At 68.4% G+C, this 15,081-nt stretch carries 18 protein-coding genes; 10 read left to right on the top strand and 8 right to left on the bottom strand.

What is annotated here, in order from left to right:
• Nucleotide 1: 1 nt before the first annotated feature.
• The gene (locus tag ACIOU8_RS05215) at nucleotides 2-550 is read right to left on the bottom strand and encodes a helix-turn-helix domain-containing protein (protein ID WP_400786534.1); all 549 of its coding nucleotides are present in this window, start codon (nucleotides 548-550) and stop codon (nucleotides 2-4) included.
• Nucleotides 551-643: 93 nt separating this feature from the next.
• On the opposite strand from ACIOU8_RS05215, the gene ACIOU8_RS05210 reads away from it, so the two are divergent.
• From ACIOU8_RS05210 to ACIOU8_RS05185, 6 genes are all read left to right on the top strand, one after another.
• Nucleotides 644-1,351, top strand: a complete 708-nt coding sequence (locus ACIOU8_RS05210; protein WP_400786899.1) for an AzlC family ABC transporter permease — start codon at nucleotides 644-646, stop codon at nucleotides 1,349-1,351.
• Complete coding sequence (locus tag ACIOU8_RS05205) at nucleotides 1,348-1,662, top strand: AzlD domain-containing protein (protein ID WP_400786532.1); 315 nt, start codon at nucleotides 1,348-1,350, stop codon at nucleotides 1,660-1,662. Before ACIOU8_RS05210 ends, ACIOU8_RS05205 begins: the two co-directional genes overlap by 4 nt.
• Nucleotides 1,663-1,697: 35 nt before the next feature.
• Nucleotides 1,698-2,174: a histidinol dehydrogenase gene (locus tag ACIOU8_RS05200; protein WP_400786531.1), complete on the top strand. Its 477-nt coding sequence runs from the start codon at nucleotides 1,698-1,700 to the stop codon at nucleotides 2,172-2,174.
• Between the two features lie 9 nt (nucleotides 2,175-2,183).
• Nucleotides 2,184-2,504: a ferredoxin gene (gene fdxA / locus ACIOU8_RS05195; RefSeq protein ID WP_042542002.1), complete on the top strand. Its 321-nt coding sequence runs from the start codon at nucleotides 2,184-2,186 to the stop codon at nucleotides 2,502-2,504.
• A gap of 3 nt (nucleotides 2,505-2,507) precedes the next feature.
• Nucleotides 2,508-3,620 (top strand): succinyldiaminopimelate transaminase, encoded by a 1,113-nt coding sequence (dapC, locus tag ACIOU8_RS05190; RefSeq protein WP_400786528.1) that lies wholly within the window; start codon nucleotides 2,508-2,510, stop codon nucleotides 3,618-3,620.
• Nucleotides 3,621-3,764: 144 nt separating this feature from the next.
• A complete protein-coding gene (locus tag ACIOU8_RS05185) occupies nucleotides 3,765-5,084 on the top strand; it encodes a citrate synthase (protein ID WP_400786525.1) in 1,320 nt (439 codons plus the stop codon).
• A gap of 96 nt (nucleotides 5,085-5,180) precedes the next feature.
• Here the strand turns inward: ACIOU8_RS05185 and ACIOU8_RS05180 are convergent, their stop codons facing one another.
• Both ACIOU8_RS05180 and dapD read right to left on the bottom strand, forming a co-directional pair.
• Entirely contained in the window at nucleotides 5,181-6,590 is a 1,410-nt protein-coding gene (locus ACIOU8_RS05180) for a DEAD/DEAH box helicase (RefSeq protein ID WP_400786522.1), read from the bottom strand.
• Between the two features lie 229 nt (nucleotides 6,591-6,819).
• Nucleotides 6,820-7,773 carry a 2,3,4,5-tetrahydropyridine-2,6-dicarboxylate N-succinyltransferase gene (gene dapD / locus ACIOU8_RS05175; RefSeq protein ID WP_400786520.1) on the bottom strand — a complete coding sequence of 318 codons (954 nt, stop codon included), beginning with the start codon at nucleotides 7,771-7,773 and terminating at the stop codon, nucleotides 6,820-6,822.
• A 65-nt stretch (nucleotides 7,774-7,838) separates the two neighbouring features.
• On the opposite strand from dapD, the gene dapE reads away from it, so the two are divergent.
• The 3 genes from dapE (at nucleotide 7,839) to ACIOU8_RS05160 (ending at nucleotide 10,381) form a co-directional block, all read left to right on the top strand.
• Nucleotides 7,839-8,912, top strand: a complete 1,074-nt coding sequence (dapE, locus tag ACIOU8_RS05170) for a succinyl-diaminopimelate desuccinylase (protein ID WP_400786518.1) — start codon at nucleotides 7,839-7,841, stop codon at nucleotides 8,910-8,912.
• Entirely contained in the window at nucleotides 8,894-10,111 is a 1,218-nt protein-coding gene (locus tag ACIOU8_RS05165; protein WP_400786516.1) for a hypothetical protein, read from the top strand. The genes dapE and ACIOU8_RS05165 overlap by 19 nt, the downstream gene beginning before the upstream one ends.
• A 96-nt stretch (nucleotides 10,112-10,207) precedes the next feature.
• The gene (locus ACIOU8_RS05160) at nucleotides 10,208-10,381 is read left to right on the top strand and encodes a DUF3117 domain-containing protein (protein ID WP_079112537.1); all 174 of its coding nucleotides are present in this window, start codon (nucleotides 10,208-10,210) and stop codon (nucleotides 10,379-10,381) included.
• A 90-nt stretch (nucleotides 10,382-10,471) separates the two neighbouring features.
• On the opposite strand, the gene ACIOU8_RS05155 is transcribed toward ACIOU8_RS05160, so the two are convergent.
• A complete protein-coding gene (locus ACIOU8_RS05155) occupies nucleotides 10,472-11,107 on the bottom strand; it encodes an O-methyltransferase (RefSeq protein WP_400786514.1) in 636 nt (211 codons plus the stop codon).
• Nucleotides 11,108-11,196: 89 nt separating this feature from the next.
• Here ACIOU8_RS05155 and ACIOU8_RS05150 point away from each other — a divergent pair, with 89 nt between their 5' ends.
• Nucleotides 11,197-11,583: a Sec-independent protein translocase TatB gene (locus ACIOU8_RS05150; RefSeq protein ID WP_400786512.1), complete on the top strand. Its 387-nt coding sequence runs from the start codon at nucleotides 11,197-11,199 to the stop codon at nucleotides 11,581-11,583.
• A gap of 33 nt (nucleotides 11,584-11,616) precedes the next feature.
• On the opposite strand, the gene ACIOU8_RS05145 is transcribed toward ACIOU8_RS05150, so the two are convergent.
• The 4 genes from ACIOU8_RS05145 to ACIOU8_RS05130 are packed head-to-tail and all read right to left on the bottom strand — an operon-like array spanning nucleotide 11,617 to nucleotide 15,023.
• Entirely contained in the window at nucleotides 11,617-12,090 is a 474-nt protein-coding gene (locus ACIOU8_RS05145; protein WP_400786510.1) for a YcxB family protein, read from the bottom strand.
• Between the two features lie 7 nt (nucleotides 12,091-12,097).
• Nucleotides 12,098-13,216, bottom strand: coding sequence for an Mrp/NBP35 family ATP-binding protein (locus tag ACIOU8_RS05140; RefSeq protein ID WP_400786508.1), 1,119 nt, complete (start codon nucleotides 13,214-13,216; stop codon nucleotides 12,098-12,100).
• Nucleotides 13,213-13,758: a DUF1003 domain-containing protein gene (locus ACIOU8_RS05135; RefSeq protein WP_400786506.1), complete on the bottom strand. Its 546-nt coding sequence runs from the start codon at nucleotides 13,756-13,758 to the stop codon at nucleotides 13,213-13,215. Before ACIOU8_RS05135 ends, ACIOU8_RS05140 begins: the two co-directional genes overlap by 4 nt.
• Nucleotides 13,758-15,023: a magnesium transporter MgtE N-terminal domain-containing protein gene (locus ACIOU8_RS05130; protein WP_400786503.1), complete on the bottom strand. Its 1,266-nt coding sequence runs from the start codon at nucleotides 15,021-15,023 to the stop codon at nucleotides 13,758-13,760. Before ACIOU8_RS05130 ends, ACIOU8_RS05135 begins: the two co-directional genes overlap by 1 nt.
• Nucleotides 15,024-15,081: the final 58 nt, after the last annotated feature.

The raw sequence follows: 15,081 nt of genomic DNA, 5'->3' as shown, positions 1-15,081 counted from the left end.
CTCATCGGAGCTCGGAGATGAGAACCGCGGTGGTTCCGGCGGCGAGCGCCTCGAAGACGTGTGGCGCGTCGCCCGCGTACGAGAGATAGTCGCCGGGGTTCAGCCGCACGGGGGCGTCCGTAGGCCCGATCAGAGCCTGACCCGAGATGAGGACCACGTGCTCTGTGGTTCCGGGATGATGTGGGTCGGAGTGGCGCGGATCACCGGGTTCCGCCTGGATCACGTAGAGGTCCCGGCGGGCGCCCGGTGGGCTCGCGGAGAGCAGGGTGGCGCTGTACGCCGCCGCTGACGACGGCACGCCGGTGAGGTCATCGGCGCGGATGAGAGTCGGAGCGTTGGTCTGCTGGTCGACGAGCACGGCGAAGGGCACACCGAGCGCGACGCCCAGAGCCCACAGCGTCTCGACGCTGGGATTGCCCGAGCCCGATTCGAGCTGGGAGACGGTCGCCTTCGAGATCCCCGCCTGCCGTGCGAGTTCGGACACGGACAGGGCGGCTCTCTCACGCTCTCTGCGCAGAGTGCGGGCGATGCGGGTTCGGAGATCCTCCATGTGTTCAGTATGTCAAACGATCGTTCGCTTGACTATCCGAATTCTGTTGTTCAGAATGATGACCATGTGTTCACTGCAGCGAACGGTCGTGCGATGAGTGCCGAGCGCGAAGTCTGGCGCGAGGCGCTGGGGGTCGTCCTCGCGACCAGCGCCTACGGCGTCTCGTTCGGTGCGCTCGCCGTGGCATCCGGTCTCGATGTCTGGCAGTCGTGCGTGCTCAGCCTGCTGATGTTCACCGGCGGGTCGCAGTTCGCCTTCGTCGGCGTTTTCGCCGCCGGGGGAGTGTCGGCGCTTCCCTCGGCGATCGCCTCGGCGACGCTGCTCGGCCTGCGCAACGTCGCGTACGGCATGCGGATGTCTCCGATCGTCGGCACCACGCCCGCACGCCGCGTCGCGGCGGCGCACTTCACGATCGACGAGTCGACCGCCGTGGCCATCTCGCAGAGCGATCCCCGCCTGAGGCAGGTCGGCTTCTGGGTCACCGGAGTCGGGATCTTCGTCGGGTGGAACATCACGACGCTGATCGGCGCACTCGTCGGCGACGTGCTCGGAGACCCGAAGGCCTGGGGGCTGGATGCTGCCGCCGCTGCAGCCTTCCTCGCCCTGCTCTGGCCGCGTCTCAAGGAACGCCAGGCGATCGCGGTCGGCGTGGCGGCAGCAGTCGTCGCGGCGGCGTTCACGCCGTTCCTCATGCCAGGGCTGCCCGTGCTGGTGGCCGCGGTCGTCGCTGTCGTCGTCGGCTGGTTCAACTGGCTGGGCAGAGTCGACTCGACGGCCACCAGTGGGGAGGTGGGCCGGTGAGTGTCTGGAGTGCGATCCTGCTCGCCGCGGTCATCTGCCTGGCGCTCAAGGCCGCAGGCTACCTCGTGCCTCCGAGAGTGCTCGAGGCGCCGCGACCGGCGCGCATCTCTGACCTGCTGACCGTGGGGCTCCTCGCCGCACTCGTGGCGGTGCAGACTCTCGGAGCCGGACAGGCTGTGGTCGTCGATGCGCGGGTTCCGGCTCTGCTCGTCGCGGCCGGGCTCCTGTGGCTGCGTCAGTCGTTCCTCGTCGTGGTGTTCGCTGCTGCGGCCGTCGCCGCCCTCTTGCGGCTTCTCGGTCTCGCTGCCTGAGCCGAGCGGATCATCGGCGCGCGTAGGATCGACTCGTGCGTAACGGATGGATCTCCCGGGTGCTCTCATGGATCGCCGCTGCTCTCGTCGGCGGCGTCTTCGGCGTCGCAGGGACGATCGGCCACAGCCTGATGTGGGGACCCGTGCCCGTGGGACTCCTGGTGGGAGCGATCGCGTGCGGCGCGATCCTCGTCGCAATCCGCGCACTCACCCACCACCGAGGTGCGACTCTCGCCGCAGGGCTCGGCATGCTCGGCATGCTGATTCTCATCTCGGGCGTCGGCCCTGGCGGGTCGGTGGTGGTCGAAGACACCTTCAGCGGCCGCATCTGGACCTATCTCGTCGCAGGGCTCGTACTTCTCACCGTGGCATGGCCGTCCTTCTCTCGGCTTCCCGCACGCACCGTGGCGCAGGAGCCCGTGCCCTCACTGCCGTCCGGGGAGCCCGATGCTCACGACGCTGGTGCCCGGCGTGCCCCCTTCCTGGGAGATCGGAGCAGCGGCGAGTCGTAGACTGGGGGAGTGACGTATGTGATCGCCCTTCCGTGCGTCGATGTCAAGGACCGCGCCTGCATCGACGAGTGCCCCGTTGACTGTATCTACGAGGGCGAACGCTCGCTGTACATCCACCCCGACGAATGCGTCGACTGCGGTGCGTGCGAGCCCGTCTGCCCCGTCGAGGCCATCTATTACGAAGACGATCTTCCCGACGAGTGGCAGGACTACTACAAGGCCAACGTCGAGTTCTTCGACGAGGTCGGCTCTCCGGGTGGTGCGGCCAAGGTCGGCGTCATCGCGCACGACCACCCGATCATCGCCGCGCTCCCGCCACAGGGCGAGTAGTCCGTGAGCGTCCGCGACCTCGCCGACTATCCGTGGGATGCGGTCGTCCCGTACCGAGAGCGTGCCGCCCGGCATCCGCGGGGGATCGTCGATCTGTCCGTGGGATCGCCCGTCGACCCGACGCCCGAGTTGATCCGCCGAGCGCTGTCGGACGCGACGGACGCGCACGCGTACCCGCAGACCGTCGGCACGCCCGCTCTGCGCGAGGCGATCGTCGCGTGGTATGCCCGCCGCAGGGGAGTGGCCGACCTCACCGTCGACAACGTCCTGCCCACCATCGGCTCGAAGGAGCTCGTGGCGCTGCTGCCGACTCTGCTGGGTCTCGGCGACGGTGACATCGTCGTGCATCCCCGGATCGCGTACCCGACCTACGAGGTGGGCGCCCGCGTCGTCGGAGCCACACCGTTGCCTTCCGACGATCCGGCCGACTGGCCAGAGGGCACCAAGCTCATCTGGATCAACACGCCGGGCAACCCAGACGGCCGCACCTGGACCGCGGAGGAACTGTCTGTCGCGGTGCTGCGGGCGCGTGAGCTGGGAGCCGTGCTCGCGAGTGACGAGTGCTACGCCGAGCTCGGGTGGGACGGTCAGTGGGCGACCGAGCCGATCCCTTCGGTCCTCGATCCGCGTGTGACCGGTGGCAGCCGGTCGAATCTGCTCAGTGTCTATTCGCTCAGCAAGCAGTCGAATCTCGCCGGATATCGTGCGGCCTTCGTGGCAGGGTGCGCGCGCATCGTCGGCGAGCTGCTCACCGCGCGCAAGCACCTGGGGCTGATGCCGCCGGAGCCGGTGCAGCACGCGATGGCGGTGGCCCTAGGCGACGACACGCACGTCGCGGCCCAGAAGGAGCTCTACCGTGCGCGGCGCGACATGCTGCGACCGGCGCTCGAAGCCGCCGGTTTCCGGATCGATGGCTCGGAAGCCGGTCTCTACCTGTGGGCGACCGAGGGGCAGGATGCCTGGACGAGCATCGAGAGGCTGGCCGATCTCGGCATCCTCGCGGGTCCTGGCCCGTTCTACGGTGCGTCCTCGAGTCAGCACGTGCGGCTGGCGCTGACGGCTCCTTCCGAACGGATCGCCGAGGGCGCCCGTCGCCTGCGTGAACAAGCCGTGTAGGTTCTGGCCTCAGACTGATGGTTCTTTTGTCGGTTGTCACAGTAGGCCTGTGTGCCTACTAGGCTGTAAAGGCGATTCGGTCGTGTATCGATGATCTCGAACAGACCTGGTGCACAGCGCCGTGACATCGCCACATCCGACTTGATGAAGATCCATGAGGAGGCCCGCGTGAGCGCAGCGGCAGAGCAGCAGGCGACAGCGAAGCTGACGATCGGCGATACGACCGCTGAGTTCCCACTCCTGCGAGGCACGGCAGGCAACGACAGCATCGACTTCTCGACGCTGACGCGGCAGACCGGCTACACGGGGCTCGACTACGGCTTCGTCAACACCGCGTCGACCAAGTCCGCGATCACGTTCATCGACGGAGACAAGGGCATCCTGCGCTACCGCGGGTATCCGATCGAGCAGCTCGCCGGATCGACGAGCTACCTCGAGGTCGCCTGGCTCCTCATCTACGGCGAGCTGCCCTCCGCCGCCGAGCTCGCCGAGTTCGACGAGAAGATCCGTCGGCACACGCTGCTGCATGAAGACCTGAAGCGCTTCTTCTCGGCGCTTCCGCACACCGCGCACCCGATGTCGGTGCTGTCGTCGGCCGTCGCCGCGCTCTCGACGTACTACGAGGGCCAGACCGACCCGCACAACCCCGAGCACGTCGAGCTGAACATGATCCGGATGCTGGCGAAGCTGCCGGTCATCGCCGCCTACGCGCACAAGAAGAGCGTCGGCCAGGCTTTCCTGTACCCCGACAACTCCCTCGGCTTCGTCGAGAACTTCCTCAAGCTCAACTTCGGTGTGCATTCCGAGGAGTACCAGGTCAACCCCGTCATGTCGAAGGCTCTCGAGCTGCTGCTCATCCTGCATGAAGACCACGAGCAGAACGCGTCGACCTCGACCGTGCGCCTCGTCGGTTCGACCGGCGCCAATCAGTTCGCGTCGATCTCCGCGGGCATCCAGGCCCTGTCCGGGCCGCTGCACGGCGGTGCGAACGAGGCCGTCCTCACCATGCTCGGGCAGATCCGTGACTCCGGTCAGAGCGTCTCTCGCTTCGTCGAGCGGGTGAAGAACAAAGAAGAGGGCGTGAAGCTCATGGGCTTCGGGCACCGGGTCTACAAGAACTACGACCCCCGCGCCAAGCTCGTCAAGGAGGCCGCAGGTGAGGTCCTCGCCGAGCTCGGCGTCACGGACCCGCTGCTCGACCTCGCTCAGGAGCTCGAAGAGCTTGCTCTCGCAGACGACTACTTCAAGGAGCGTCGTCTCTACCCGAACGTGGACTTCTACACCGGGGTCATCTACAAGGCGATGGGTTTCCCGACGCGCATGTTCACCGTGCTGTTCGCGATCGGTCGTCTGCCCGGGTGGCTCGCGCAGTGGCGTGAGCTGCAGCTCGACCCGCAGACCAAGATCGGTCGCCCGCAGCAGCTCTACACAGGGTCTCCAGAGCGCACTTTCCAGACGCGCTGACGTCGCGCGCGACACCACGGGTTTCGCGGCAGTACGCAGAAAGGCGGGTGCGTCGATGCCTGAGCATCGGCGCACCCGCCTCTGTGACAGTTGGGGTCAGCGACCCTGCGAGCTCCAGCCGCGGCCGCCCTGGCTGCGCGACTGGCCGCTCTGACGGGATCCGCCCTGGCGTGAGCCGGCCTGCGCTGCCGGTGCACCCTGGCCGCCCTGGCCCGAGCGGGGACGACGGCTGCGACGCGACGGCGGGTTGGCGGCCGAGTTGCGCTCACCGCCAGCCGGACGCTGCTTGGGTGCCTGGCGCTGCTGCTGCTGCTGGACGGGAGCAGGACGCACGTGTGCGGCGCGCTCGGGAACCAGCTCGCTGACGGCGGCTGTCGTGACGGGCTCGAGAGCCGCGCTGATCGCTGCCTTGCGCAGGAGGTCCTTCACATCGCGTCGCTGCTCGGGGAGCACCACCGTGACGACGGTTCCGGCTGCCCCGGCACGAGCGGTGCGGCCCGAACGGTGCAGGTACGCCTTGTGCTCCATCGGCGGGTCGACGTGGACGACGAGATCGACGTTGTCGACATGCACTCCGCGTGCTGCGACGTCGGTGGCGACGAGGACGCGGACGCCGCCGGCTTCGGGGGCCGCCGAGAAGGCGCTGAGGTTGCGCTCACGCGCATTCTGCGACAGGTTGCCGTGCAGGTCGACGGCCGGGATCCCCGCCGCGGTGAGCTGCTTCGCGAGCTTCTTGGCCTGGTGCTTCGTGCGGGTGAAGAGGATGCGGCGGCCGGTGCCGGACGCGAGTTCGCGCACGAGCTCGGTCTTGTTGTCGGTCGAGTCGACGACCAGCACGCGGTGGGTCATCTCGCCGACGGGGACGCTCTCTTCATCGACCTCGTGGCTGACGGCGTTCGAGAGGAAGCGGCGGGCGAGGGTGTCGATGCCGCGGTCGAGGGTCGCGCTGAAGAGCAGACGCTGGCCGCCGGCCGGCGTGGCGGTGAGGATGCGCGTGACGCCCGGGAGGAACCCGAGGTCGGCCATGTGATCGGCCTCGTCGAGGACTGTGACCTCGACGGCGTCGAGCTGCACGATCCGCTGCTTCATCAGGTCTTCCAGACGGCCGGGGCAGGCTACGACGATGTCGACGCCGCTGCGCATCGCCTGCTCCTGCGGGCGCTGGCTGACGCCGCCGAAGACGGTCGTGACACGCAGGCCCTTGGCCTCGGCGAGCGGTGCGATGGTCGCTGCGATCTGGGTGGCGAGCTCCCTGGTCGGGGCGAGCACGAGTCCACGCGGGTGGCCAGGGCGGCTGCTGCGCGAAGACGCGGAGAGGCGGGCCACGAGGGGGAGCGCGAACGCGATCGTCTTGCCGCTGCCGGTGCGGCCGCGGCCGAGCAGGTCACGACCGGCGAGCGAGTCGGGAAGCGTGTCGCGCTGAATCGCGAACGCCTCGGTCTTTCCGTCCTTGGTGAGGACGGCGGCGAGGTCGGCGGGCACGCCGAGATCGAGGAAGGAAGTCATAGGGGTGTATCTCCGTGAAAATGCACGCACGTACCAACGGGCCGGGTGCGGAAGGGTGGGCGACGGCGCGGGATCGCGCATCGTTTCGCCGTTCGAAAAGGCCAGAACCAGGCAAGTGGCGCGGGAGCGTGTCGACGACGCAGACGTCTCGCGTGGCGAGGATCGTCGGTTCGACACTATCACGCGTCAGGGGGAGAAGCCTGGGACGCGGCACGCCTCCGCGAGTCGCTCAGGCGTGCAGTGCCTCGTTCAGAGTGACGCCGACGCCCGCGCGTCGCACGGCCTCGACTGCGCCGCTCAGCGAGTTGCGGCGGAACAGCAGTCCATCCTGCCCCGACAGCTCGGCGCCCTTCACCGTCTTCTTGCCGCCTTCTGCGGTCACGGGGCCGTCGACGAGGACGACCTTCGTTCCGGCGGTGACGTAGAGCCCCGCCTCGACCACGCAGTCGTCGCCGAGTGAGATGCCGATTCCTGCGTTCGCGCCCAGCAGCGTGCGCGAACCGATGGAGACGCGGTGGGCGCCTCCGCCCGACAGGGTGCCCATGATCGACGAGCCGCCGCCGATGTCGCTGCCGTCGCCCACGACGACGCCCTGGGAGATGCGGCCCTCGACCATCGACGCACCGAGCGTGCCCGCGTTGAAGTTGACGAAGCCCTCGTGCATCACGGTCGTGCCGGGGGAGAGGTGGGCGCCCAGGCGGACGCGCGAGGCGTCAGCGATGCGCACGCCCGCAGGCTGCACGTAGTCGGTGAGCCGCGGGAACTTGTCGAGCCCCTGCACCTGGATCCCAGCGCGCTGGAGCAGCGGGCGAAGTCGTGCGGCGTCATCGGGGTGCACGGGGCCGGCGTTGGTCCAGGCCACGTTCGGCAGGTGGACGAAGACGCCGTCGAGGTTGAGTTCGTTCGGTCGCACGACGAGGTGCGAGAGCGCATGCAGCCGCAGGTAGGCGTCGACGGTCGACGTGGGCGCGGCATCCAGATCGATGTGCAGCTGCACGGTCTCGACGGTGACGTTGCGGCGCTCGTCGGGGCCGGCGAAGGCCTCGAGCGCGACGAGTGCGGCCGCGGCGTCTTCGGACGACGGCGCTTCGGTGAGCACCTCGGAGAACCACGCGTCGAGAACTGTGCCGTCGCCGGCGATCGTCGAAAGTCCGGTACCCCACACGGTGCGCGCCTCAGTCATGCCTCCACGGTATCGCGAGCGGACGTGGACGATCGCACAGATGTCGGGGTAAGTAGGCTGGGTGCATGATGCTCGATCTGACAGCGTCCTCTGTCGACCTGACCCGCGCGATCTGCGACATCCCGAGTGTCTCGGGTGACGAGACGACGCTCGCGGACGCCATCGAGGAGGCGATCTCCGTGTGCTCGCATCTCGAGGTGATCCGCCACGGCAACACGATCGTCGCCCGCACGAACCTCGGACGAGCCCAACGGGTGGCGATCGCAGGACACATCGACACCGTGCCGATCAACGGCAACGTGCCGACGAAGGACATCGTGATCGACGGTGTCGCCCACCTCTGGGGCCGCGGAACGGTCGACATGAAGAGCGGCACCGCGGTGCAGCTCAAGCTCGCCGCCGAGCTCACCGAGCCCTCGGTAGACATCACCTGGATGTGGTACGACAACGAGGAGGTCGAGGCGTCGAAGAACGGGCTCGCGCTCCTCGCCGCGGTGCGGCCCGATCTCTTCCGGGCCGACTTCGCGATCCTCGGCGAGCCGTCGAACGGCGAGGTCGAGGGCGGATGCAACGGCACGATGCGTGCGATCGTGCGCACCACCGGCGTCCGCGCGCACGCCGCCCGCGCCTGGATCGGCGAGAACGCCATCCATCGGGCGGCCCCGATCCTCGCGCGTCTGGCCGAGTACCGCGCGAAGGAGATCGCAGTCGACGGACTGCTCTATCGCGAGAGCATGAGCGCCGTCCGGATCACCGGAGGAGTCGCGGGCAACGTGATCCCCGATGCGTGTGAGGTCGAGGTGAACTACCGGTTCGCCCCGAGCAAGTCGGTTGCGGATGCGGAAGCGCACATCCGCAACCTCCTGGCCGGCTTCGACGTCGAGATCACCGACGCCGCGGAAGGTGCGCGGCCCGGTCTCGACGCGCCGATCGCTCAGGACTTCGTCGCTGCGGTCGGCGCCGAGCCGCGCCCCAAGTACGGATGGACCGATGTCGCGCGCTTCTCGGCCCTCGGCATCCCCGCCGTGAACTACGGACCGGGAGACCCGCACCTCGCGCACCACGACGAGGAGCGCGTGCCGCTCGCGCAGATCGACGCCGTCGAGCGAGGACTGCGCGCATGGCTCAGTTCGCGCTGACGGCGACCCGCCGATGGGCGGCGGCGCCGCTGGCGCTGCGGATCGCTGTGATCTACCTCACGGCGCGCGCCGTGACGACGGCGATGATGATCGCGGCGGCGACGCAGTCGACGTCCCTGTCGAGGTTCGGGGCAGAGCCGGGGCTCGCCGACTTCATCGTCGGATGGGATGCGCAGTGGTACTGGCTCGTCGCCGAAGAGGGGTATCCCTCGTCTCTTCCGCTCACCGAATCCGGTGAGGTCGCAGAGAACGCCTGGGCGTTCATGCCGGTGTTCGCTTTCGCCGCCAAGACGGTCGGGTTCGTCTTCGGTTCGTGGGGGATGGGCGCGTTCCTGCTGTCTCTCGTGGCCGGGTACTTCGCGTGTCTCGCGCTGCACCGACTGCTGCGTGATCGCATCGGGGCGCGGGCGACGATGTGGTCGGTGGTGTTCTTCGCCTCCGGCCCGATCGCGGCGATGTTCCAGGTCGGATACGCCGAGACGCTGTTCCTCCTCCTGCTCTTCCTGGCGCTCGACGCGACGATGCGCAGGAACTACGTCTGGCTCTATCTGCTCATCCCCGTGATGGCGTTCACGAGGCCGGGGATCCTCGCATTCGCGCTCTACCTCGGTCTGCACGGCATACTCCGCTGGTGGCGCCGCAGAGAGGACCCGCTCGCCCCGCGGGAGATCGTGCACATCGTGGCGCTCGGCGCCCTCGCCACGGTCACCGGCTTCTCGTGGCAGGTCATCGCCGGCATCGTCACCGGCGACCCTGGCGCGTACCTCGCGACCGAGCTCGCCTGGCGCAGGAACTGGCTCATCGGCGGCGTGGAGGGTTTCGTGCCTTTCGAAGGCTGGATCCAGGCGTCCCAGTTCTGGTTCGCTCAGTGGGGGCTTCCCGGTGCGTGGGGTCCGGCTGCCCTCGCGCTCCTCGTCGTCGCGGCAGGCGCTGCTCTGCTCTACCTGCCGCAGGTGCGCGCCCTCGGCTCCGATCTGAGGCTGTGGAGTGCGAGCTACCTTCTCTACCTGCTCGCCGTCTTCTTCCCCCAGTCGAGTACTTTCCGGTTGCTTCTGCCGTTGAGCCCTGCCTGGGGAGCGCTTGCCGTGCCGCGCTCTCGCCTCTGGCGGCTCGGGGTTCTGGCGGTCTGCCTACTGGGTCAGTGGCTCTGGATTTACCACATCTATGCCCTGGGGAACACGTTCTGGCAGGTGCCGTGAATGTTAAGGCTTGATGCATTTCTTCATAGGGGACATCCAGGTTCCGGTAACACCCGATAAACTGATCGCATACCACCGGAGGAAAAGGAGCCCACGATGGCAGCGATGAAGCCGAGGACCGGAGACGGACCCATGGAGGCCGTAAAAGAAGGACGACTCATCATCGTGCGCGTCCCGCTCGAAGGAGGCGGCCGTCTGGTCGTCTCCGTGAACGACGCAGAGGCGAAGGAACTCCACGACGTGCTGGCAGCCGTCGTGAAGCCCGCCTGATCGAACTCGAATTCGCGCACGCGGATTCACGAAGAGGGCGACGGATCATCGATCCGTCGCCCTCTTCCGTCTGTGCGGGGCGTCGGCGGCTCAGGCCTCGCCGACGCTGATCAGCTGCAGCAGGCCTTCGCCGGAGGTCGAGACGGTCGCGAGCACCGCGGACGACTCCTGGGTCTCCTGCACGAGCGAGCGATAGGCCGAGGTCACCTCGTCACGCTGCACCGGGTCGGCCACTCGTCCGCCACCGAGAATCCGGGGGACCAGGACCATTCCTCCGGTGCGAACCAACCGCAGACCGTGCTCGACGTAGTCGATGACGTTCTCGGGGTCTGCATCGACGAGCACGATGTCATACGACGCCTCGTTCATGCGCGGGAGCACGTCAGCGGCGCGACCCGTGATGAAACGAGCCTTCGTCGGGGGGACTCGGGCGTCGGAGAACGCCTGACGGGCTGCAGCCAGATGCTCCGGTTCGTTGTCGATGGAGGTGAGCACGGCCTGCGGTGCTCCGCGCAGCAGCCAGAGGCCGGAGACGCCTGCCCCGGTGCCGATCTCGACGATCGATCTGGCACCCGTCGCCGCGGCCAGCACGGCGATCTGCGAGCCGACGGCAGCGCTGATCGGCGAGGCGCCGAGTTCGATGGCGTGCGCACGCGCGCGGGCGATCGGCGAAGGCTCCACGATCGACTCGCGGATGAAACGTGCGTTCGCATCGTTCTCGCTCATTGACTGATTCTCCCGACTGAGATATGTGTTCTCCCAGCGTATGCGCTCGGTGCGCGGCACAACGGCAGGCGCGGCGGTAGCCTGGACACATGCAGTTCGGGATCACCTTCGAGAAGCTGCTGCTCATCGGTCTGATCGCTGCGCTGCTCATCGGACCGGAGCGGTTGCCCCGCTACGCCGAGAGCGTCGCGAAGCTCGCTCGGCGCGCCGGCGAGTTCCTCCGCGACACCAAGACGCGCGTCCGCGACGAGATGGGTCCCGACATCGACGACGTCGACTGGCGCAAGCTCGACCCTCGGCAGTACGACCCCAGGCGCATCATCCGCGACGCCCTCTTCGAGGACGACACGGCGCCAGGGCCCGCCCAGGCGGAGGCTGTCGTCGCCGAGCCGACGGTGAAGCCCGTGCGGATACCGAGGGTGCGCCCCGAGTTCTCTCTCGCGAGTCCGCCGCCGTTCGATCCCGAAGCCACGTGACTCGGACGAGGCCGTCTCCCGCCCTGATCGCGGTCAGTCGATCCTCGACCGGAGCGTCGCGATGTCATCGTCTGACAACAGCGCACGCGGGACCGCCGTCATCGCAGACGCCCCGCGGAGCGTGAAGAGCACGGCATGTCGGCCGGCCCGCACGCTCTGGAAGGTGCTGTACGCGATGTCCGACGATCGGCTGCCGGCTCCGACATGAAGAGCGCTGTCGTCGAGCCGAAGCCACACGGTGCTGCCGGGAGGAGTGGCGGCCCGAACAGCGCGTCTGGCACCGACGACCGTCATGACGACGGCATAGACCATGAGGGCGATGCTGGCGACGGGCAGCAGACCCGCCAGGCCCTGGGCGCCGCGCATGGCGGTGAGATTGAGGATGCTGACGACGAATGCCGCGAGGAGGGCGATCCACATCACGATCGCGACGGGGCGGGTGAGGGCGTAGATCGCGGCGTCGCGTGCCATGCCCCTCAGCAGCTGTTCGTCGACGGCGAGAGCCACGACCGTGCTAGCCCAGGGTCATGGGGAGCGATCGGCCGGCGAGGCCTCGCCCCTGAGTCGCGAGGGATGCTGCGAGATCCCGGATCGCGACGGCGGCCGCGTCCCCGGGGGCGCTGAGCACCACGGGCACGCCTTCGTCGCCTCCCGTCCGAAGCGCGGGGCTGAGGGGGATCGATGCGAGCAGGGGCGCGGGCTGCGTCTCCGACAGCGCGTCGGCCACTGCCGCGCCGCCGCCGGAGCCGAACAGGTCGACCACGGTGCCGTCCGGAAGAGTGAGGGCGCCCATGTTCTCGACCACGCCGATCACCCGCTGTCCGGTCTGACGGGCGACCAGCCCGCTGCGGATCGCCACGTCGGATGCTGCCGTCTGCGGTGTCGTGACGACCAGCACCTCGGCGTGGGGCAGCAGCTGCCCGATCGAGATGGCGATGTCACCGGTGCCGGGAGGCATGTCGATCAGCAGGATGTCGAGGTCGCCGAAGAACACGTCGGTCAGGAACTGCTGCACGGTGCGGTGCAGCATCGGTCCGCGCCAGGCGACCACGGCTTCGCCGTCACGGAGGAACATGCCGATCGAGATGGTCTTCACGCCGTGGGCGACCGGCGGAAGCATGAGGTCGTCGATGCGCGTGGGCTGCGTTCCGGCGGGGATGCCGAGGAGCCCCGGGATCGAGAAGCCGTGCACGTCGGCGTCGACAAGGCCGACCGAGAGCCCCTGAGCGGCGAGCGCCACGGCGAGGTTCGCGGTCACAGTGGACTTGCCCACGCCGCCCTTGCCACTCGAGACCAGGATCACCCGAGTGAGGGAGTCCGGGCCGAAGGGCATCTGGCGAGGGGGCCGCCCGTCACGGAGCTTCTCGGTGAGCGCCTTGCGCTCGGACGGTGTCATCACGCCGACCTCGACGTCCACCTCGGCGATGCCGTGCACCGATGCGGCCGCGGCGCGGACATCGGATTCGATGCGGGCCGCTGCCGGACAGCCCACGATCGTCAGCACGATCGCGACGTGCGCGTGTGCTCCATCGACACTGATCTCTCTGACCATGTCGAGGTCGCCGATGGGGCGGCGCAGCTCGGGGTCGGTGACAGCGGCGACGGCCGCTCGGACGGAGTCGGATGAGCTCATGATGATGTGGAGCGACCGCGGGGGCGTCGCTCGATCCCCTCGTCGTCCTGCTCGCCGAGCTCGGCGAGCAGCGCCTTGAGCTCGTGGCGCAGCACATCGCGGGTCACGACCTGGTTGTTGCGCTCTTCGAGCGACATCCGCAGTGCGACGATCTCCCGCGCGAGGTACTCGGTGTCGGCGAGGTTGCGCTCGGCGCGCTGGCGATCCTGCTCGATCTGCACGCGGTCGCGGTCGTCCTGGCGGTTCTGCGCGAGGAGGATCAGAGGGGCAGCGTACGACGCCTGCAGCGACAGCATGAGAGTGAGGGCCGTGAAGCCGAGCGCGGCGTCGTCGAATCGCAGGTGGTCGGGCAGCAGGGTGTTCCAGCAGATCCAGAGCACGCAGAACAGAGTGAGGATGAGCAGGAACGCCGGGGTGCCCATGGCGCGGGCGACCCATTCGGTGAAACGGCCGAAGCGATCGCGTGACGTCGGCCGCTGCCGAGGGGTGCCCCGGCCGAGCGGGGCGTCGAGCTGGGAGGAGCGAGAGCGCGAGCGGGGCATCAGCGCACCTCCTTCGCGATCGTCGCCTCGTCGCTGTCATGCGTGCGCCAGTCGTCGGGCAGCAGATAGTCGAGGACGTCGTCGATGCTGATCGCGCCGACCAGCCGATGGGCGGCGTCGATCACCGGAAGCGAGACCAGATCGTAGCTCGCGAGCATCCTGGCCACCTCGGCCGCCGACGCGGTGACGCGCGCGGGGTCGAGGCTGTCGTCCATGATCGCGCCGAGACGCTCGTGCGGCGGGTAGCGCAGCATCCTCTGGAAGTGCACCATGCCGAGCAGTCTGCCGGTCGGCGTCTCGAAGGGCGGCAGGGTCACGAACACGGCTGCGGCGAGGGCCGGGTGCAGCTCGTGACGCCGGATGAGCGCCAGCGCCTCGGCCACGGTGGCGTCGGCGGAGAGGATGATGGGCTCGGGCGTCATGAGACCGCCGGCTGTGTCAGGGCCGTAGCGCAGCAGCATCCTGACGTCCTCGGCCTCTTCCGGCTCCATCAGTTCGAGCAGCTGCTCGAGACGATTCGGCGGCAGCTGGGCGAGGAGGTCTGCGGCGTCGTCCGGCTCCATCTGGTCGAGGATGTCGGCGGCTCGCTCATCGCCGAGGCGGTCGAGGATGTGCACCTGCTCGTCCTCGGGCATCTCTTCGAGAGCATCGGCGAGACGATCGTCGGAGAGCTCCTCTGCGACCTCGATCATGCGCTGCTGCGGCAGATCGAGCAGAGTGTTCGCGAGGTCGGCGGCGTGCAGTTCGGAGTAAGAGGCCACGAGCTGCTCGGCCGACTGCGACTCGCCGGGCGAGCGCTGCTCGGCGACCTCGCTCCAGGCGGCGAAGGTCGTCGGGCCCTTCGCGAACGGAGACGCGCTCGTCTTCGGGCGACGGAGGAAGAGCTGGCTGACGGCCCACTCGCCCAGGCGGTTCGGCTCGATGGCGACATCTTCGATCACAGCCGTGCCGGTGCCGTCGACGAGGCTGACGCGTCGACCGAGGAGCTCTGCGAGAACCCTCACCTCGCCGGCACGGGGCGAGAAGCGGCGAACGTTGATGAGCCCGGTGCTGATGACCTGGCCCGCACGGATCGACGTCACCCGGCCTATCGACAGGAAGACGTGTCGGCGTCCGGGGATCTCGACGACGAGTCCGATGACACGCGGGGCGGCCGTACTTCGGTACACGATGACGACATCTCGGACCTTGCCGAGCCGGTCGCCCACGGGATCGAAGACGGCGCAGCCTGCCAGGCGCGCGGCGAATACCCGTTGTGTGCTCACTCGTCCAGCGTAGTGCGCGGGGTCGTGCTGCGGCCTCTGGCTGGCCGAGGCACGACAC

This window comes from Microbacterium sp. NPDC087589 (genome assembly GCF_044743635.1).
Classification (GTDB): Bacteria; Actinomycetota; Actinomycetes; order Actinomycetales; family Microbacteriaceae; genus Microbacterium.
Note: the sequence above shows the minus strand (reverse complement) of the source record. Positions and strands in the feature narration are given on the sequence as shown.